The following is a 20721-nucleotide window of genomic DNA, read 5'->3' as shown; positions in this document are numbered from 1 at the left end:
CCACTTCCCGGGTGGCGATTTACCTACGGCCGTGAGCTCATTTTTAAACCACCGTCAACGGACCATCAAAGGCAGTCAGGCTGATGACTTCGGTCAGGGCGATGTGCGGCCCGTGTTGTTCACCCTTCGGCGCGAAAAAACAGGTCCCCTGACTGTAAACAACTCCTGATTCCTCCCATTCACCCGATAGAATAAAAGCGGTTTCATTCGCCTGCGGATGAACGTGCGCGGGAACCGTTGTTCCCGCGGCAAACTTGCGGAGTACCGTGACACCGCCGGTTTGCTCGTTCTTGTGGAGCACCATCAATTCGACACCGGAGTATGGGCCAGGCATCCACTTCTTATCTTTGCTTAACGCGACATATGGAAACATGGGGTCATCCAACCCTTTTGACGGAAAAATGCAATACTAATAGGTTTTGGGTTTCACACCTCTTGTTTTTATGACATTTTTGCTGCAATAACGGCAAAAATACGAATGAGAAAACAATTCGGATACGTTCTGCTGGCTTTGGTAATGCTTGTCGTCCTGGCGTTCGTCGTTCAGCGCACCAGTACCAAAGCAACCTTGCGTCGATACCTGGCCGAACTAAGGATTAAAGGAGAAAAGCTTGCCGGGTCGGAACTGTTCCCGGTTTGCTCAACCAATCCGGAACACATTGTATCCAGGAATTTTTTCGCTACGAATATAGCTGCAGGTACGTTCATCGTCCCTGAAGTAATGAAGTTTGTCGATGACGGGAAGGCCCGCATCGGCTGGAAGGGAGATTTGCATTGGGAAGGGATGTCTACCAATAAAGCAAACTCGAGCGACGCAACATGGAAGGCACTTGAAGAACAGAACAAGCAACAGGCAACGAACCTGGAATTATTTAGGCGGGCTTTGAAAAATCCTTCGCCAGACCTTGGTCCCCACACCAATTTTCTTAATACGCCCAAACTCAATATTCCGTTGGAACGTCATGTTGCTCAGAGTTTTCTGGCGGATGAGATGGAAAATCTTCATCACGGACACCCGGCTGCAGCCCTGGAAGACGTTGAGGAAATTATTGCACTTATAAGCCTCAACAAAGACGAACCGACACTTCCAGTTCAAATGATGCGTAATGCCATCGCGAATTTAGGATTGTTCGCGACCTGGGAACTTATGCAATCCCCTGATCTGAATGAGGAGATGCTTTCACGTTTGCAGCGGGAGTGGCAGGAAATTGATCTCTTTGCCGCCCTGGAAAAGGGCTTTTTAGGAGAGCGAGCCTACGGTTATGAAATGCTGACAATGCTGCAAACCTACAGTGGCGCGAATGTAAGGAGATTATTTGCCTTCTCGACAGTTGCGGGCTCCAATGTTCCTCCTGCCCCAATCGACTGGAGCGAGGTTTGGGATGATCACATAGTCTTTCCTTTGTATAAAATGACCAGTTCGGATGACGATGGTCTGTTTTATCTGAAGAGCATGCAAAACGTCCTGGATTCCGCGAGAATGTTGAAGTCCAGCGTTCCTTGGCCAACAGTAAAAGTGATTGTCACCAATCAGGTCCATGAAACAGACAAGACTTTTGCCAGGGATAAATTTCACCGCTACCGCTTTAGTGAATTGGCGAACCCAAACTATTCCCGGGCGATGGAGCTCGTTGTCCACGCGGAAACGTTACGTCGTCTGACGATCACAGCCATTGCCCTCAAGCGTTATCAACTTGGCCATGGTGCATGGCCAAATGAATTGAAGTTACTCACTCCAGGAATCCTTTCCGAAGTGCCCATTGATCCGATGAGTGGCAAGCCAGTTTGTTATCGATTCAGTCCCGATGGCCACTGCGTGCTTTATTCCGTAGGTGAGGATGGAAGAGATGATGGTGGTGTTGGTGGTGGTAAGGATTTGTGGTTGGGAAAAGATGCCGTTTGGCCAACGGCGGTGGATGAAGATGCCGATGCTGCGCTTGCCGCCCATCAGAAAGTTAATTAATCACTTTAGCCCTTGCACGTCCTGGGACTGAAGTTAAACATTTCCCATGCTTTTGTTTCGTGAAAAGGTTTCGGCAGATTGGTTGCCCATGGTGAAGGCTAATTTGCCCGCCATCCTGGTCGACCACGCTCATTTGGAGCGCAAGGCGGCGACCTCGGCCTTGAACCTCGAAAAGTATCGTGACCTGTATGACCGGGTGGACGAATTGAACGCCATCGCGATTGAAGAATTGCAGCATTTCCAACTCGTTTTGAATCTCTTGAAAAAGCGGGGCATCCCTTTCAGCCAGCCTTATCCCAGTCCTTGGATCACTGGTTTGATGCGGGCCGTGCGGAACGGCAATCGTTATCAGGCCATTGATCATCTGGTTTCGTTCGCTTTAATTGAAGGACGAAGCTGTGAGAAGTTTCAGTTTTTGGCTGAGGGATTGAGGTCCATTGACGTGGAACTGGCAGATTTTTATGGCGGCCTGGTTGAGTCCGAGGGCAACCATTACGCAACTTATTTGCTTATGGCGAAGGCCATAGACGAAGAGGAAACTGACCGGCGACTGGATTTTTATCTTGATCTGGATGCCAAACTTATCCGGCAACCCAATTCCATTCCGATGCTGCACTGACGACTAACAATTGGTTACATCGTTAAGTTTTGACTACTTCCCGTTGCATTCCTCTCGACTCCGGTCGTACAACTCGGTAAATCAGCCAGATGGTTTCTGCTGTGATTGTTGCTGCGGGAAAGGGTACTCGCATGGGGCCGAACATTGATAAGTTGTTTTTAGAGGTTGCCGGCCGACCGGTTGTTGCGCATACGTGGCAACGGTTTGTCGAAGCCGACTCGGTTCATGAAATTGTCGTGGTCGTGCGCGATGGGATGCAGAGCGCGTTTGCCGAACTGGCTGAAGAACATGGGCTCAACAAGCCATACCGGTTAGTGATTGGCGGAGCTGAGCGCCAGGACTCTGTTTGGAATGGGCTCGAATCCATTTCGCCACGTTCGGAGATTGTCGCAATTCAGGACGGTGCCCGCCCCTGCACCAGCGCGGACCTCATTAATGCAACCATTTCTGCCGCCCGGGAAATGGGCGCGGCAGTTGCTGCGCAACCTGTTACCGACACCATCAAGGAATCCGAAGACGGCAAAATGGTGAGTCGCACCTTGCAACGATCAAAGCTCTGGGCCGTGCAAACGCCACAAACCTTTCGTGTGGAAGTAATTCGGAGGGCGCTGACGGCTGTCAGGCATCGAGGGTTGCAGGTCACTGATGATACGGCTGCCTGTGAACTCATCGGTCAATCCGTGAGATTGGTTTCCGGCATTGCGCCGAATCCGAAAGTCACTGTGCCTGCGGATTTGGCATACATTGAGCTGTTACTCAGGCAACGGAAGTGAATGGTTTTGCCACCAGAAAGGGGGTGAAGCCGCTCCTTGCAAATTCAGCAGTCCACATTTAATGTCTGCGAGACTAATATCAGGTTCCTATGAAAAGACGCATCATTTACGGCCTTTTGGCCATTCTGCTCGTAGCTAACGTCCTTGTTGGCGCGCGCGTCTATTTTCGGTCCGCTCAAGCCGCTGAAAAAGATTCCGCTTATCCGAGCCTGGAACTCTTCTCCTACGTCATGGAGAAGGTCCGCAAGGATTATGTGGATGGCAAGAAATTGACCTACCAGGAGCTGGTCTATGGTGCGTTGAAAGGCATGATCAACACCTTGGACCCTCACAGCGAGTTCATGGAACCGATCAAATACGACGAGTTGCAAAAGGATACTCAAGGAGCTTTTGGCGGGCTTGGCATAATGATTGAGATGAAGGACAACTTCGTGACTGTCCTGGCACCAATGGAGGATTCTCCCGGTTTTAAAGCCGGCATTCTGTCTGGGGATCGCATCATCAAAATCGACGGGAAGAGCGCCGACAAGCTCGGTCTTAACGATGCCGTGCAACATTTGCGTGGGGAACCTGGAACCGATGTGAATGTGACTATTCTTCGCCCCTCCAATGGTCAGGTAAAAGATCTTAAGTTGACCCGTTCCATCATTAAGGTGGACATGGTGAAGGATATCAACAACAAGAAGGAATTTCCTCTGGGCGAAGACAAGATTGGATATGTCCGCCTCGTTCAATTTGGTGAAAAGACCAGCGATGAGCTGGAAAAAGCTTTGAAAAAGCTCAAGGCTCAGGGAATGCAGGGACTTGTTATCGATTTACGCTGGAATCCCGGTGGTTTGTTGGACCAGGCGGTGGAAGTCTGTGAAAAATTCCTGCCACGAGGTCAACTGGTCGTTTCTACTGAAGGCCAAAATTCGTCTCAAAACTCAGTCCGCCGTGCCAACGGCAGAGGAGATGAACTGAGCGGCATGCCGATCGTGATTCTCGTGAATGTAAACAGCGCCAGTGCTTCAGAGATCGTGGCTGGCTGCTTGCAGGATTTACACCGTGCTCAAATCATGGGCGAGAAGACTTTTGGTAAAGGTTCGGTGCAAAGCATCCTGCCATTGCAGGATGGTTCAGCACTGCGTCTCACCACGGCCAAGTATTATACTCCCAGCCACAAGGTAATTCATGGCGAAGGCATTACTCCGGATTGCCCGGTGCCTATGACCGATGAAGAAGAAGCCATGGTGTATCTAAAGCGCCGTCCGGGTATTGAAACCCTGGAGGAGAAGGATCGTCAAAAGATTCTCAATGCCCACGATATCCAACTCGATCGAGGCAGGGATTTGCTGCGTGGCATTTTGATCTATACCCACCGCAGTCAGGACAACCAAAAGATGGCCGGCAAGCCTGAGAAGGTTGCTTCCACTAAATAAGTATTTCATCAGGGGCAGAGCGAAAGATTTTTGGTGCCCTCCGCCCTTGGTGCATTAATCGCTTCATGATACTGCTTGCCGTTGAGACTTCCTGCGACGAAACAAGCGTTGCGATAATTCGGAACGGCAAGGTCCTTTCCACCATCGTTTCTTCACAAATAAAGTTGCACGCGGAATACGGCGGTGTGGTGCCGGAACTGGCTGCGCGCGAACATTTGGCGAATCTTATCCCGGTCGCCAATGCTGCCATGACGGCTGCTGAGGTGCAAAGCGATCAGGTGGATGCCATAGCGGCGACGCAGGGGCCCGGTCTTCCAGGCGCCCTGGTGGTGGGATTAAAGGCGGCGCAGGGCATGGCCTTCGCATTGAACAAGCCGTTTTTTGGCATCAACCATCACGAAGCCCACCTTTATTCCCCTTGGATAACCGGCAGTCCGCCGGTCGCGGATTTCGACTCGTTCCAGCCCAACATCTCCCTCATCGTTAGTGGCGGGCATACGATGCTGATTCATGTCGAATCTGAGTTGAAACATCATGTGCTGGGCTCAACCATTGATGATGCGGCTGGTGAATGCTTCGATAAGGTCGCCAAGCTGATTGGCCTGCCTTACCCTGGTGGACCTGAAATCGATCGGTTGGCGAGCGCGGGGAATCCGAAAGCTTATGACTTTCCCAGGCCTATGTTGAGGGATGCTAGTGACGACTTCAGTTTCAGTGGATTGAAGACTTCGGTTCGCTACTTCATCCGCGATAATCCAGCCGTCCTCGACAGCCTCCAAAAGCTGCAAGACCTCTGTGCCAGCGTTCAGGAGGCGATTGTGGAGGTGCTGGTTACGAAAACAGTGCGGGCTGCAAATCGCCTTCAGGTCAAGTGCGTCACTGCTTCGGGAGGCGTGACCTGCAACCGCGCGCTACGGAGCGCCTTGGAAACTGCCTGCAAGCGGAAGCACCTGACCTTGCGACTCGCTGAGAAGTCGCTTTGCACCGATAATGCCGCCATGATTGGTGTTTTGGCTGAACGCAAGCTGCTTCACAGTTCAACGCCCACCTCCCTGGATTCCGAAATAATGCCCGGATGGGCGCTTGCTTAAGTTTCTTGTCATCAATTTACTGGACAGGAAAATCTAAATAAATATTGGACAGCAGCGTCCAATAGATTTAGCAAAAGATAAAGCAATGATGATACGCGCCTTCATCCTGGTCTTGTGCTTGTTCTGGGGACTCCAAAGTTCCCCGGCGGCGGCGCGCTTGGATTCCTCAAGCAATCCCAAAGTGACTTTCGAAAAGAATGTCAAACCATTGCTTAGCCAGTATTGTTTTGGATGCCATGGCGAAAAAAAGAAGGGCGATCTGGATCTACGAATATATACCAATGATGCTCTGGTAAAGAAAGACCGGGACGTTTTTGAAAAAGTATTGCATAATCTTCAGGCGCATGAGATGCCACCGGAGAGCAAGCCTCAGCCAAGTTCAGAGGAGCGGGAGATTATCAGCCATTGGATCGAGGCCGAGGTGCTGGGATGCGACTGTAACCAGCCCGATCCTGGACGAGTCACGATGCGACGTCTCAATCGCACAGAGTACAACAACACCATTCGTGATCTTGTAGGGGTGGATTTCCAACCGGCAGATGATTTTCCAGTCGATGACGTTGGATACGGATTCGATAACATCGGTGATGTTCTTTCACTCTCCCCCATGTTGATGGAAAAGTATTTCGTGGCGGCTGAAAAGATACTGGATGCTGCGATAGTTACCACACGCCTCGTTGGAGGCCCTACCAATCATTTCAAAGGGGACAGGCTGAAAGGATCGTTGCACGTTGACGAGTTGGAGCACGGAGCAAAAATGTTATCCGGAGACGGGGAGGTTTATGCGACCAATCTGTTTTCGAAGGCAGGAAAATACATTCTGCGAGTGAAGGCTGCCGGACAGCAAGCCGGGCCTGACCTGCCTAAAATGGAAGTTCGTCTGGACGATAAAGTTTTGAGAACACTCGAAGTCAAGGCACCAAAGGATGATCCAAAAGTTTACGAAATAGAATTTGATGTAAATGGCAGCGGTGGCAAAAAAATTGCCGCCGCTTTCATCAACGATTATTACGATGAGAAAAATCCCGACCCTGCAAAGCGCGATCGCAATCTGATGGTCAGGTATATCGATGTGGTTGGACCACTGGAACTGGAACCGCTGCCGGAATCTCATAAACGTATATTTACCGAACAGCCTTCGACCCATAGTACGAATCAGGTGGCACAAAAAATTATTGAGCGTTTTGCCAAAAGAGCGTACCGACGTCCACTCAGCACGGCAGAATTTGATCGGCTGTTCCAGTTTTTCAAAATGGCGCAGAAGGATGGAGAAAGTTTTGAAACGAGCGTGAAAGTTGCGTTGCAGGCAGTTTTGGTGTCGCCGCATTTTCTATTTCGGGGCGAATCGAAACCGAATCCCAATAACTCGCATTCAATTCACCCGATCGATGAATTCGCCCTGGCGACCCGTCTATCCTACTTCCTTTGGAGCAGCATGCCGGATGACGAATTGTTCAAACTGGCAGAGCGGGGGAAATTGCATGGTAATCTGGACGCTCAAGTTACGCGCATGTTGAAGGATCCCAAAGCCGGTGAACTGGTGAAGAACTTTGCAGACCAATGGTTGCAGATTAGGAATCTGGCAGCGGTCACGCCGGACCCGGAAGTGTTTCCTCAGTTTACTGACAAGCTTCGCTCCGCCATGGAAAAGGAAACGGAGCTTTACTTCGGTTATGTGATGGAACACGACCGCAGCATCCTGGAATTTATCGATTCAGATTATACATTCCTTAACGAACCGCTCGCGAAGCTATATGGAATTCCTGGCGTAAGCGGTGATGAGTTTAGGCGGGTGACGTTTAAAAACCATGAACGTGGTGGATTGCTGACACAGGCAAGTGTGCTCACCGTGACGTCGAATCCGACACGCACCTCACCCGTAAAACGCGGCAAGTGGGTATTGGAAACCATTTTGGGTGCCCCACCGCCACCGCCCCCGCCAAATGTGCCGGCTTTGAGCAATGATAAAAAGGTGGTTGCCTCGGGAACCATGCGGCAGCGGATGGAGCAACATCGGGCGGACCCAATGTGCGCCAGTTGCCATGCGCGCATGGACCCGATTGGTTTCGGGTTTGAGAATTTCGATGCCATTGGAGCTTGGCGCACGAAGGAGGGAACCTTCGACCTTGATACCACTGGCAAATTGGTCACCGGCGAGTCTTTCCAGGGAGTTCAGGACTTGAAAAGGATTCTGCTGAAAGACAAGCGGGACGCTTTCGTTCATTGCCTTTCCGAGAAGATGCTGACCTATGCACTGGGACGTGGAATGGAGTTTTATGATAAGTGCGCGGTGGACGAAATTACCAAAACACTAGCTAAAAATGATTTCAAGTTTTCGAGTTTGGTACTTTCAGTTGTGAAAAGCTCACCGTTTCGAATGAGTCGGGGCGAAGAGGATAAAGTGGCCGAGAGCGGTGGGAAAGAGGCAAAGGGCAATTGAGACCCGACCAAGACACTTGTAAATGAAGCTTTTAAAGGCTAACTTCGTCAGAATACCGGAAATTAGATTATGAGCAACCGCTGGCATATTCCACGTCGCAGGTTCCTGAGGGGGCTGGGAACAGTAATCGCTTTACCGCTGCTTGAATCAATGGCACCGGCCGCCAAGGCGCTGGGTGCGGTTTCAGCTGATGGCCGGGCTTTGCCCAAGCGCATGGCATTCGTCTACGTTCCCAACGGCATGAACATGGCGGATTGGACACCGAGTGCCATTGGAAGCGATTTCGACCTGCCTGCCACCTTGGAACCTCTGAAGCCTTTTCAGAAGGATATGCTGGTACTCAGCGGGTTGGCGCAACACAATGGCGAAGCCCTGGGTGATGGCGCCGGAGATCATGCGCGTGCCTCGGCGAGTTTTCTAACAGGATGTCATCCGAAGAAAACAGGTGGTGCCGATATTAAGGTAGGCATCTCTGCAGACCAAATTGCAGCTGAAAAAGTAGGACGTGGAACGAGGTTGGCCTCCCTGGAGCTCGGGCTTGATCGCGGACAAACCTCAGGCAATTGCGATTCAGGTTACAGTTGCGCTTATCAGTACAACATATCTTGGAAAACGGAATCAACCCCCATGCCACCCGAAGTGGATCCGCGACTGGTTTTCGAGCGTTTGTTCTCGAATGGCTATCAAGGTGAATCTGAAGAGAGCCGGGTCTTGAGAAGTCGATATCAAAAGAGCATTCTTGATTTTGTTCTGGATGATGCCAAACAGCTCAAGCGTAACCTTGGCTACACGGACCGCCACAAACTGGACGAATACATGGTTGCGATTCGCGAGTTGGAGCAGCGGATTGAAGGAGCGGAGAAAGATGTGGCTGCGCTGCCCGACTTTAAGCGGCCGATCGGAATTCCAAAGGATTTCGAAGAACATTCGCAGTTGATGTTCGATTTGCTGGCGTTGGCTTTTCAAACCGATACGACCCGCGTTGCCACGTATTTGGTGGCGCATGATGGCAGCAATAATAGTTATCCGCAAATCGGCATTACCGAGGGGCATCACGAGCTTTCGCACCATGATCATTCGGAGGAAAAGATACGAAAGATTGCAAAAATCAACCGCTATCACATGGCGCAATTTGCAAAATTCATCGAGAAGTTGAAGTCAACTCCGGAAGGCGATGGCTCGCTGCTTGATAATTGCATGATTGTTTACGGCGGCGGGATTGCGGATGGAAATCAACATGCCCATTATGATCTGCCGATTTTAATGATGGGCAAGGGTGGGGGAACGATAAAGACCGGCCGCCATGTGAAGGTCGACCAATATACTCCGCTCAACAATCTTTATGTCTCGATGCTGGATCGCATGGGAGTCCACGCCGAAAAAATTGGTGATAGCAACGGCAAGCTGGTCCAGCTCTCCTGATAATTTTCAACCTGACTGGCGTGCATCGCTTAGAATGCGATTACACGGTAATAACGTGTCGAAACATTCCCTGGAGGAACCCGGCCATTTTGGCCGGTATCACGTATCTGGAATGTGTTGCTGATGTTGGTAACGGCGCCGACCAATTGCCAGAGAGGCGTGGTTGAGAAAGTATCGGCAGATTGCACCACCCAGACGCCGTTTGAGGGAGTTGAAATATTCAGGGTTACACCTCCTGCGTCCGGAATCACAGAACTGATTCGGGGCGGTGTGACGTTAAGCAAAGGCGCGGCAATGACCTTGAGATCAATATCAAAGCTTACATCATCCCAACTCGAATAGGTATTATTTAAAATGACTGCAATCGTGTTCGCGCCCGTTTTAAGATAATCGATATACGGGGCCAGGTCATAGTAGAGCGTTTGATTGCCCTGGCCTGAAACGCAATTGATATCCGTGGTTGGGATTTGGCGTCCATTGAGATATAGCTGCAGGGATGGACCAGAGCCGTTGTCGGTGCAGGTGGCGGAAAGGAGAAACTCTTCCAGGTTTGTATTCGCGAGATTGAACGTTTTGCGAAAATAATAGGCGGGTTTTAGACCGGGCAAGGTGGTGACAATATTGGTCGGGCCACTGCCGGCTCCGAGCTTCGCCGCTCCCTGCGCCCAAGTGCTGTCATTGAAATTGGTCGCATACCAATTGGCTGGAGGTGTGGTGGTGTAGTAACGCCAGATCGATCCGAAAGGAACCATGTCTGTCCAGGCGGTGCTGTTCGGCGCAGGCAGTTGCCGCAGGAAGACGTTGTCGATAAACATCGAGCCACTGCCAGTGCCGGTGATGGTATAACGGTGACGCAATTCCAGATTCGGGAATCCGGCTGGAAGTATGAAGGTTCGATTCGCGTAGACCCAACTGGTGGCATTCGTGCCGATGACAAAATGTGGCGTGAAATAATTTGGGAAAGGCAGGCTGGGGCGGGCATTGGCATTCTGTGCCGTCGGAGTGGAGCCCCATTCCACCCAGTGCTCCGAGGGTTGAGATATGCCGACGCTCTTGAACCATGCCCCAAAACTGTAAAGTCCACCCGGTGTGACCGGAATCGTGCCGTCAGGAATTCCATATTGGTCAAACTGGCTAATGCTGCTGTTGTTGCCCCGATTGATCAGCTGAATCTCCATGGACTGTTTGCCCTGGTAAACAATGTTGGTGTTTCCAATCATGTTGGTCCAATCGAGATCGCCTGTGTACCATTTATCCCAATGACTGTTGTCATTCTCTTCGAAGCCAGCGTTGGCAATGAGGTTGTTATTGAGAAAGGCAAGTATGGCGAACGGTGAGGAGTGAACTTCTCCAGTGCTGTAAACCGCGGCTACTTCGTAGAAGTATTGCCAGCCCGGTTTCAGAGCCGAATCGGTATAGCTGGTAACGCTGGCGGGCAGGGTGACGATGTTGGTGAACGGACCGCCGGCCTGCTCAGCGCGATAAATGCGATAGCTCGTGGGCGAATAACCAGCGGGTGCCTTCCAATTGAAAAGCGCTTTTTTATAACCCGATTTCTTACTGCTGATCATCGGTGTTCCGGGCGGGAATAAAGAGAGTTGATAATTCCCGTCGTGTTGTGGATTGCCGCGATGTGTGGCCCAGGAAACATTCGTGGCATTTGTTGCGCCGAAGTTATAGACATAGATTTTGCCAAGGGTGGAGCGGAAGATCACATCCAATGAGCCGTCATTGTTTACATCAGCGAGTGAGGGGATGTGTTTCACGCCACCGGGAATGGCGATGCGTTGCTTTTCAGTGCCATCGAGAGCGAACACGTGGAGGTTTCCGGTGGAAGGAACAGCGGTTGGATCGTAAGTCCCAATAATAATTTCCTGCTGTCCATCACCATCCACGTCACCAACGACAGGTGGTGTAGGCAGCAACGGGGAAAAATCTTTCGGCCAGCCGGGACGGTCCACCAGCTCAATGCCATTCCAGTAACGGAAGGAGATACCGTGGCCATGGCTGAACGTGAGGACGTCGATATGGTTATCGTGGTCGGGATTGACGGGAATCATGCACGCGCTGTTAAGCCAGCCATGATTGTTGGTATAGTTGACGCTCTGCTTCCACTTGCGCCAGAGGATGGTGCCGTCATCGTCAAGGATCGTATCTCCGGGTTGATGGAAAGGGTTGAATTGCGACATGGGCACCAATACCTCCGCCAAGCCGTCACCATCGAGGTCGACGGGATAAACGTCCACGCCCTGTTGATAGGAGCCGGAAATGAGTTGCTGGTTTTTGCCAAATTGTCCGTGCAACATGCCTTTGCCGTAAAGACCGTGCGGTTGGGTTTTGTCAAAACAGACCACGCTGTCGCTGTCGTTCAATGCATAGACTTCCAGGGGCTTGTTCGAATCGGCGTGACCAAGGCCGATTCCTGACTCAACCAATTGATGAATGTGATAGACGAAGCGCTTGGCTCCTGTCGCGGCATTATGGAATACCACACCACCGGACCAGGATTCACCCATGGTGCCCCATTCGCCGGAACCCCAAATGTCGTTGATGAAAGGATTGAAATCCTGGTTGCCGCTACCGCTGTCGGGATCGATTTTCCACGCGGTGATGACTTCCTTTACGCCCTTGCCTTCGACATCCGCGATGATGGGTGGCGAAACTTCTGAATAGAAAACTGAATTGGTGGGCAGATTGGAAATCCACGAACCAGTCGCAGACCAGTAGAAGCCATTCGTCACCACCTGGAATCCGCCGGTGGGAATGTAGTTTAATCTGTTAACCGAGTTCGACCAGATGATGGTTCCGTTGCCACGCATCGCGATGATGTTCGTGCCGCAGGTGAAGATGATTTCATTCTTGCCGTCGTCATCCAGATCATAAAGCGTCGGAGAAGTATTCATGACGCTGTTTTTGCCATCAGACCAAGGGAAGCCGGCTAAACGAGTGCCATCCCATTTAAAAGCATCCAGGAGCCACTGACCGTTGGAATTGCGGTAAGGAACAATGATTTCCAAATCAGGAGTTCCGTCAACATTTCCGACCGTGAGCGTGCCCAGCTGCCAGTCACCATCGCCCGCCTGGAAGGAGGAAAGCAACGTAGCCGATGCATTTTGTGCCAGGCAGAAAACGGCGCACATTACGACAGCAAAATGCATCTGGATACGATTAATCACTGCTTGCATAAGCTTATGAGCCTACCACAAGCAGCGCTCGTACCAACAATAAGAAAGCGCCTGGAATAAAAAAATCGCGTGACCTGGTCGGGAAACCGGGTCACGCGTAAACAACTGCGATTAAATTACTTCTTCAACGTCTTGGCGAATCTCTCGATTCTTTCGAGGCCTTTTTCCAGGTTGGCCATGCTGGTGGCGTAGCTGATGCGGATGTATTCATCCGTGCCAAATGCAATGCCGGGCACGGCCGCCACCTTCTCCTGCTCGAGCAATTTCGCGCAAAAATCAGTGGAATTCAGGCCAAGCTTGGAGATGTTTGGGAACAGGTAAAAAGCGCCCTTGGCATTCACACAACTGATACCGGGAATGGAATTCAATTTCTGATAGGCGAACATGCGGCGTTTGGCATATTCCTCCAGCCAGGTTTTCAAATGGTCCTGCGGTCCATTCAACGCTTCCACCGCACCTTTTTGGGCGAAGGATGTTGGATTGCTGGTGCTATGGCTCTGAATGGCATCAATGGCCTTCGCTATCGGTTCCGGCGCGGCAAGATAACCGAGACGCCAGCCGGTCATTGAATAGGCCTTGGCAAATCCGTGCACGACGATCGTATGGTCATAATGAGCCTTGGAAAAGCTCGCGACACTGACGTGCTCCGCTCCATCGTACACCAGCTTTTCATAAATTTCGTCGCTCATGATGAGCACACCCTTCTCGACACAGATGTCACCGAGCGCCTTGATTTCATCGCGGGAATAGAGCGAGCCGGTGGGATTGCTGGGCGAGTTCAGGATGAACAATCGAGTGCGAGGGGTGATGGCCGCACGCAATTGCTCGGGAGTTACTTTAAATTCTGTTTTGTCCGAAGTCTGAACGATGACAGGCTTCGCACCCGCCAACTTGACCATTTCAGGATAGCTCAGCCAGTAAGGAGCCGGAATGACAACCTCGTCGCCTTCTTCGCAAGTGGCGATTATGACGTTGTAGCAGGAGTGTTTGCCACCGCACGAAACGATGATTTGTGAGGGCTTATAGGTCAGCCCGTTATCCCGCTTGAACTTGTCCGCGATCGCCTGGCGAAGTTCAGGGATGCCACTGGCGGCGGTGTATTTCGTAAAGCCTTCGTTCAAGGCCTTGATGGCCGCATCCTTGATGTGCCGCGGCGTGTCAAAATCGGGTTCGCCAACACCGAAGCCAACAACATCCAGGCCATCCGCCTTCATCTGTTTGGCCTTGGAATCAATGGCCAAAGTCAAGGAGGAGGATAGCGACGCAGCCCGGTGCGAAATTTTATAGTTCATAAATAGCTGGAAAGAGATAACGGGCAGGGCAGGAGAGTGCAAGTGAGAATTCCGGTGTTTTCGGAGGTAAAAAGTGGACGAAAGCATTTGCTCGAATTCAATGTGCTTTTCGATTCTCGAGCGAAATCTGCCTTGATTCATCAGTCGATGTAACCCATTTAGCAGGCTTTACGTCAATTAGGCGAACAGCATCGGCGGAAATGATGAATCAAAAATTGCTTTTTAACGCTGAATCTGATGGACTGTGCGCTGCTATGGAGCCAAAGGCTCTGAAATATCGAATTAGGAGCCCTGAGAGAAAGCTTGTATGAACTTTAAACGACACCTATCAAACCGATCAATAATTGGGGGGACAGCTATTGCCTTGGCCGGCCTTCTAATTCTTTCGCCAGAAGCACGTGCGAATGTTTACGCTACCAACATCAAGCTCAACAACGGCACCACCAATATCGTGGCAGCATCCGGTGCGAGTGTGAACATCAGTTACATTTTGAACGAGCCTGCGACCGCTGGCACCACTGTTCAGGTTCTCTCCGGCACGAGCGTCGTCCGGACTTTTACCATTGCCTCTGGAAACGCCGGTACTTTGAAGGGGGTGAATAACATTTCGTGGGACGGCAAGGATAACACCAGCCAAAATGCTCCGGGCGGAACTTTTTCAGTCAGCATCACTCCGGCAGCCATTGGCTACACCAATTGGACACAGATTTCCAGCGATACCAATGCCGGAAATTATGTCAACACCCCGACAGGAATCGCAGTCGATAAGAACCCGACCAGTCCTTATTATGGCCGTGTTTTTGTCGGCAACAGCCAAACGGGGCCTAATGCGGCGACCAATCCAGGTGATGTAGTTGGCATTCAAAAATTAAATGCCGACGGGAGCCCCGCTGAGGAAGGCCAATTTACCACCGGTGGTCATGGTTGGTCGGGAGGGTTTTATAGTCCCTGGAAAATTGAAGTCTCGGATGATGACTTCGTTTATATCAATGATTGGGCTGGCGACGGTGAGATTTATCGCTGGGACCCAACTTTGTCAGCCAGTTCGTTGCTTTACGTACTACGCAACGACAACTGGGGAAATGATGGGAACGTGAACATGAGCGGTCCGGCAATCTATGGCAGCGGGACAAACACCGAAATCTGGATGGCTGATACTAGTTCTTTCGGATCGCTTGGTATCCTTAAATATACCGTCGGTCTGGATGGGACTTGTCTCACCAATGATCCGGGAGTCAGTGTCGTGGGCTTGGGTGACGATTTAAGCCTAAACCCCTATGATGTGGCAGTGGATAAAGCCCATAACATCTATACTGTGCAATACCAGCCTGATATTGATGCTCCCGCGACCCGTGTATTACGGTTTCCTGCTTATAATCCTTCAACCAATAACGGAATTGCAGAAACGAAAGCTGATTGGGCCATAGGTAACAATGACAACACCATGGCAAGCGCCAACGGAATTGCCGTGGACCCGACTGGTAAGTATGTTGCAGTTGCCTTCCGCGGGACGACGACGGGTCCCCGGACGAACGCAAATACCCGTGTTTTTTATGCGACCAACGGAACTGAGGTGGCCAAAATTGATACTGGCTCCGACCATGAGCATACCGATGTAGCCTGGGATGCAGTGGGCAACCTTTATGACTTGGATAATACAGCAAGTTTATGGCGCGCGTATTCGCCACCAGGCGCCAATCAAGCAACTACCAAGGCTCTCAACTTCATCCAGGTGACCGGGCCGCCACATCTGACAGGCATTAGCATTTCGGGTGGCAATGCAGTGATCAACTTCACTGATACTGTCAGCGATTCGGCGACTGCTTTTACCTTGCAGAGCGCGGCGGCTGTGACGGGTCCTTTCGCCGACGTGATAGGAGCAAGCATCGTGCGACAAGGTACCGGTCTTTTCCAGGCCACCACTCCAGTGAGCGGTGCCATCGAGTTCTACCGCATCAAGCGGTAATCTGATTCACAGTCTTCATAAGCGACATCCAGGAACGGGTGTCGCTTTTTTATTTTTAAGAAAGATGTCCTGTTTCTCGATTCGCACACGCAGATGTTTGCTCACGTAGGCAAATCAAACGTTAGCGAAATTGGCCATCATGGCGAGAGGCTTATTGTGCAGCTTGTCGGACGACAGATTCGACGCGTCGATAATCCGGAAGTTCGCCGGCTGCGACTGGTTGTGCTGCGTTGCCGGTTACAGTCACAGTTTTAGGCACCCGCCATTTCCAGTGCTCGACATGGCCATCTGCGAAGGAAAGGTTGCATCCCTGGTTGTGGCGGTTGGCGGGAAGATCCCACCACATGTTGTGGAACCAAGTGTCAGACTGGATTGGAATGCCGAACAATGTGTCGACAATTTCATCCTCGTGCACATCAATAAATACCATTAATCCGCTTGTAGGCGGGTCCTTGATATCTGTGTATTTTTTATAACTAAGCGTCTGTTGAGCCATGAGTGGATCATAATCGGGGTATCCATTGATGGACTGGCTCATGTTATAGCTTCTGAGGCGTTGTTGACCCAACGTGGTACCGCCGGGAGTCCTCACCAGTGATTTGTCGGCGGGACAATGATAAATGGCCGCTGAACGGTTATATTGGTAAAGCATCCCATTTTCGATCCCCGCCAGATTGGTATCGAATGGAGCAAGGTTGGTGCACCAGGAGATACCACTGTCTATCGGTTGGCCTGAAAGAATGTCATAAACGAAGTTATTTGGCGGCATCGTGTCCGAGAAATCCAAGGTGTAAAGATGAAAACAAACCTCCATTTGCTTCAGGTTATTCATACAGGAAGCGCTCGCACCCTGAGATTTTGCACGGCTCAATGCCGGAAGAAGCAAACCAGCCAACAGGGCGATAATGGCGATGACTACGAGGAGTTCGATTAAAGTGAATCCCGCCCCGAGCCGCGAAGTATGTGGTCGCGTTTCTGAATTAACCACAGATCGAGGAAATAAGAGTGCCAGGCTCATGGGCGTTTTGTGACGCGTAATGCAAAGGAACAATGCACAATAGCAAAAGGAGGTGGTTTTGCCACTGTAAATTAGTGGGCTGAAATTCCCGTGTAGATTTTTAGCACTCAGCCAGAACCGGGAACCCGACCATCTCCCTGAGCATTAATGATTGCCAGATCGAGGTAATTCAAATTCAAATGATTAAGACGGCAAATGATCAGCCCGACTGCAGGATAATGGTGTGCCTATTATTAAAATGTGAGGAGATCCAGCAAGTTTTCACCATGGGTGGTCAGCTCCCAACGACTTCCCTTCTTGACGACGAGGTGCCGCGCAGGATTTTTTTTCTGTTCAGCCTCATTTACAGATAGGAGGAGGAATCTGCCATTCCCTTTTATTTCGGAAGTGGAGCGGGGGATTAAATTGATCGGAACGCCGTTGTAGTCCAACGCCATTTCGTAACCTACAATGCCCAGCTTCTCAGCGGTGGGATTGTGGGTGATCAGGGGGGCATAACGTTTCAAGTATTGAAAATTGGCATTGCGCACGAATACCCGGCAAAGCTCCGTCTCAGATTGTATAAAGTGAACCAGGCTGAAATTCTTTCCCTCCTGTTGCTGCGCCAGCAGAATCAAACGAGGGTCGATGCCATTTAGATTCTGGCCGTTCCAGTTTCCATGGTCATTTCGCTGGCCCGGTAAGTTTTTCCTGTGCCATTCGGCATAACGATCGTTCAGCAGGACATTCAGTTCATAGTGCACATGCGCACGATCTTTGGAAATGCCCTCGTGAGTGTTGGCGGTGCGGCCCATGACGGCAATATTTTCGCCAGCCTTCACGGCCTGACCGACATTCAGTCCCTCGCGAATGGAATGGAGATGAGCATAGACGGAGTAGATTTCCATGCCTTCAACCTGATGCTTTAAAATGATGTAATTACCGTAATTTGAGAGGGACGGCTTTTTGTTAATGTAGGCGACCGTACCATCGGCAGTGGCGTTAACCGGATCAATCGGTTCACCACGCCTATCCCGTTGAAGGCAGCGAATGTCCAGGCCCTCGTGCATTTGAAAACCATCGGAACGAACGCAGCCGAAGGTGCCACTCGTCCAGGTTTTGCCGACCGTACCGACAAAAAACCTTTCCTCGCCACCCTTTTCGAAAAGAGCCCGGTTGGTCGTGGGCAGTTGAAACAGTTCTGCCTGTGCGCGTAATCCACAAACGGCAATCAATAGCAGCGCAAGATTGCGTTTTAGAGGAACAGAAATTGAGCCTACCATGACTCATCCTTTTTGATGGCTTGGGAAAGATTATTCAGGCCGCGCACGATGCGTTCAGCTTCTTCACGAGACGCATCTGGAGTAAAAGTAAAAACACCATCGGCAATACTTTTGTTCATTACCGGAGCGCCGAGCCAGCGAGGGCTCTTACCGAAAACCGCCAGGATGGCGACCCGTTTACCCCGATTACCGGTGCTGACTCCTTGAAGGAGTTGAGTTCCCTCCCAATTCAATTTGAGTTGAATGGAAAACCCACCCATGTCATCCACGAGTTTGGCCTGGTCGATGCTCCCTTCGTCGATGAAGGCTTTTTTTTCCACATTTACGTAAATAGGATTTTCGCGGTAGACGGGCACGCTTTCATTGTGATCGGTTCCATCCTGGTTGGTTTCCAGGTGGAAGGAAATTTGCGTGACCTGTTTCTTCCTTGCTTTATCGGGGCTCTGGCAGCCGCAGATCAGCAGGAGAGCAGCAGTGCTCAGTAAATAGATATTGAATCGGGCCCATTTAGTCATCATAGTTCACTAAACAACCGAACTGCGTTGGTAATGTAAAGACTCTTATGGGTAAACAACACAATAAAGCTGAAAAAAAGAAACGTAGATTGGCTCGCAACAAACGCAAGAACGATGCGATTAACGCCAAAACCAAAGCCAAGCCCGCCAAAAAGGCCTAAGCTGAATCTTTTTTAGCCAACCGCCCGCAAGGGCGGTTTTTTGGTTTATGAGCCCATAGATCATCGCACTCTCAGACAGTCCGGCCGGGAACTTATTCAAGCTGGCAGTTTTGTTTTGGTGGTTTACCAGGAACATGAGGGAGGAGTGTCAGATGAACAATCTTCGGACGTGCGGTTCGACACGGCTCAGTGATGAACAAAATGGTTTTGAATCCAATCTTGCTGGCGCGGGTTAGATTTCGTAAGAGATTATTCTGTGTAAAGTTTAGACAGGCTGCGGGAGTAAATGGGATTTCGGAGCGCGATCATGTGCTTGCGATTGAACCAGCTAGCAAATGATAAGCTTGAGAAAATGCTTGCCCTCAGTTTGCATTTGAAGAACATTACTACTCATTCAATTTAAATGGTTAGGCACTGGTTAACCTCAAGGTAATTTTTTTATGGGACGCATATACAACAATATCATTGAAACTGTCGGACGTACTCCACTGGTAAAGCTTAATAAGGTTACTGCAGGCATTGATGCCACGATCTTGTTGAAGTGCGAATTTTTTAATCCCCTGGGCAGTGTCAAAGACCGAATCGGCATGGCAATGATTGAAGATGCAGAAAAACGCGGCGTCTTGAAAAAAGATACCGTGATCATTGAGCCAACCAGCGGCAATACCGGCATAGCCCTGGCGTTCGTGGCCGCTGCCAAGGGTTATAAGATAATCCTGACGATGCCGGAAACGATGTCCCTCGAGCGTCGCACCTTGCTGGCGATGTTGGGGGCCAAGCTGGTCCTCACACCCGGCACCGAAGGAATGAAGGGGGCAATTGCCAAGGCTGAACAGTTGGCCAAAGAGACGCCAAACTCATGGATCCCGCAGCAATTCGATAACCCTGCCAATCCTGAAATCCACAAAAAGACGACCGCCGAGGAAATTTGGGCAGATACGGATGGGAAGGTCGACATTCTCATTTCAGCGGTTGGAACTGGTGGCACTATCACAGGTTGCGTGGAAGTGATCAAACCTCGTAAGACTTCATTCCAGGCGATTGCGGTGGAGCCCAAGGATTCGCCCGTGATTTCGCAGGCGTTGGCTGGCCAACCACTGAAGCCTGGACCGCATAAGATTCAGGGCACAGGCGCCGGATTTATTCCCAAGAACCTGCATTTAAAGGACAGCAAAGGAAATGCACAAATCGTGGAATGCATTCAAGTAACCAATGATGATGCTTTCGCCATGGCGCGCCGGTTGGCGAAGGAAGAAGGATTGCTGGTTGGAATCTCCACCGGAGCCAATGTTATAGCGGCCCTGGAAGTTGCCAAGCGGCCAGCTAACAAGGGTAAGATGATTGTCACCATAGCCTGTTCCACTGGGGAACGTTATCTCAGTACTCCATTGGCGGCAGAGGCCAAGGCTGAAGTAGGCGGCTAAGCCACAGTTTTTCAGGTGCAACTTGTTGCATTAAAATTCCCTATTGACCTTTTGAGGTTGTTAGAAAATATTAGTTGCGTTCGAAGGGTTTTCAACGTAATTATATTGCGTAGGTCTAACTGGTTGTGCAGGTGAAGCGGTTAAAAAGTCACTCTTCGGCCCAACAGTT

15 protein-coding genes are annotated in these 20721 nt (G+C 50.6%); 9 read left to right on the top strand and 6 right to left on the bottom strand.

What is annotated here, in order from left to right:
• Positions 1–43 precede the first annotated feature (43 nt).
• The gene (locus CFLAV_RS24870) at positions 44–373 is read right to left on the bottom strand and encodes a cupin domain-containing protein (RefSeq protein ID WP_007417633.1); all 330 of its coding nucleotides are present in this window, start codon (positions 371–373) and stop codon (positions 44–46) included.
• A gap of 105 nt (positions 374–478) precedes the next feature.
• Between CFLAV_RS24870 and CFLAV_RS24865 the strand changes: the two genes are divergently transcribed.
• From CFLAV_RS24865 to CFLAV_RS24835, 7 genes are all read left to right on the top strand, one after another.
• The gene (locus CFLAV_RS24865; protein WP_007417632.1) at positions 479–1963 is read left to right on the top strand and encodes a hypothetical protein; all 1485 of its coding nucleotides are present in this window, start codon (positions 479–481) and stop codon (positions 1961–1963) included.
• Between the two features lie 46 nt (positions 1964–2009).
• Entirely contained in the window at positions 2010–2582 is a 573-nt protein-coding gene (locus CFLAV_RS24860; RefSeq protein ID WP_007417631.1) for a tRNA-(ms[2]io[6]A)-hydroxylase, read from the top strand.
• Positions 2583–2671: 89 nt separating this feature from the next.
• Entirely contained in the window at positions 2672–3355 is a 684-nt protein-coding gene (gene ispD / locus CFLAV_RS24855; RefSeq protein WP_007417630.1) for a 2-C-methyl-D-erythritol 4-phosphate cytidylyltransferase, read from the top strand.
• 89 nt (positions 3356–3444) lie between these two features.
• Positions 3445–4776 (top strand): S41 family peptidase, encoded by a 1332-nt coding sequence (locus CFLAV_RS24850; RefSeq protein ID WP_007417629.1) that lies wholly within the window; start codon positions 3445–3447, stop codon positions 4774–4776.
• 65 nt (positions 4777–4841) lie between these two features.
• Positions 4842–5867 carry a tRNA (adenosine(37)-N6)-threonylcarbamoyltransferase complex transferase subunit TsaD gene (tsaD, locus tag CFLAV_RS24845; protein WP_007417628.1) on the top strand — a complete coding sequence of 342 codons (1026 nt, stop codon included), beginning with the start codon at positions 4842–4844 and terminating at the stop codon, positions 5865–5867.
• Positions 5868–5952: 85 nt separating this feature from the next.
• Positions 5953–8307 carry a DUF1592 domain-containing protein gene (locus CFLAV_RS24840; RefSeq protein ID WP_007417627.1) on the top strand — a complete coding sequence of 785 codons (2355 nt, stop codon included), beginning with the start codon at positions 5953–5955 and terminating at the stop codon, positions 8305–8307.
• Between the two features lie 69 nt (positions 8308–8376).
• Complete coding sequence (locus CFLAV_RS24835; protein WP_007417626.1) at positions 8377–9729, top strand: DUF1552 domain-containing protein; 1353 nt, start codon at positions 8377–8379, stop codon at positions 9727–9729.
• Positions 9730–9758: 29 nt separating this feature from the next.
• On the opposite strand, the gene CFLAV_RS24830 is transcribed toward CFLAV_RS24835, so the two are convergent.
• The gene (locus CFLAV_RS24830) at positions 9759–12914 is read right to left on the bottom strand and encodes an FG-GAP repeat domain-containing protein (protein ID WP_007417625.1); all 3156 of its coding nucleotides are present in this window, start codon (positions 12912–12914) and stop codon (positions 9759–9761) included.
• A gap of 116 nt (positions 12915–13030) precedes the next feature.
• Positions 13031–14206: a pyridoxal phosphate-dependent aminotransferase gene (locus tag CFLAV_RS24825; protein ID WP_040550106.1), complete on the bottom strand. Its 1176-nt coding sequence runs from the start codon at positions 14204–14206 to the stop codon at positions 13031–13033.
• Positions 14207–14570: 364 nt separating this feature from the next.
• Between CFLAV_RS24825 and CFLAV_RS24820 the strand changes: the two genes are divergently transcribed.
• Positions 14571–16172 carry a hypothetical protein gene (locus CFLAV_RS24820; RefSeq protein WP_040550083.1) on the top strand — a complete coding sequence of 534 codons (1602 nt, stop codon included), beginning with the start codon at positions 14571–14573 and terminating at the stop codon, positions 16170–16172.
• Positions 16173–16323: 151 nt separating this feature from the next.
• Here CFLAV_RS24820 and CFLAV_RS33100 read toward each other — a convergent pair whose 3' ends face one another.
• From CFLAV_RS33100 to CFLAV_RS24805, 3 genes are all read right to left on the bottom strand, one after another.
• A complete protein-coding gene (locus CFLAV_RS33100) occupies positions 16324–17190 on the bottom strand; it encodes a prepilin-type N-terminal cleavage/methylation domain-containing protein (RefSeq protein WP_007417622.1) in 867 nt (288 codons plus the stop codon).
• 233 nt (positions 17191–17423) lie between these two features.
• Positions 17424–18452: a M23 family metallopeptidase gene (locus tag CFLAV_RS24810; RefSeq protein ID WP_007417621.1), complete on the bottom strand. Its 1029-nt coding sequence runs from the start codon at positions 18450–18452 to the stop codon at positions 17424–17426.
• On the bottom strand, positions 18446–18970 hold the full coding sequence (locus tag CFLAV_RS24805) for a preprotein translocase subunit SecD family protein (protein ID WP_007417620.1): 525 nt from the start codon (positions 18968–18970) through the stop codon (positions 18446–18448). Before CFLAV_RS24805 ends, CFLAV_RS24810 begins: the two co-directional genes overlap by 7 nt.
• Before the next feature lie 598 nt (positions 18971–19568).
• On the opposite strand from CFLAV_RS24805, the gene cysK reads away from it, so the two are divergent.
• Positions 19569–20552 (top strand): cysteine synthase A, encoded by a 984-nt coding sequence (gene cysK / locus CFLAV_RS24800; RefSeq protein WP_007417617.1) that lies wholly within the window; start codon positions 19569–19571, stop codon positions 20550–20552.
• Positions 20553–20721 lie beyond the last annotated feature (169 nt).

Origin of the sequence: Pedosphaera parvula Ellin514 (assembly GCF_000172555.1) — a bacterium.
In the GTDB taxonomy this organism is placed as follows: domain Bacteria; phylum Verrucomicrobiota; class Verrucomicrobiia; order Limisphaerales; family Pedosphaeraceae; genus Pedosphaera.
This window is presented reverse-complemented; position numbering and strand designations above follow the sequence as displayed.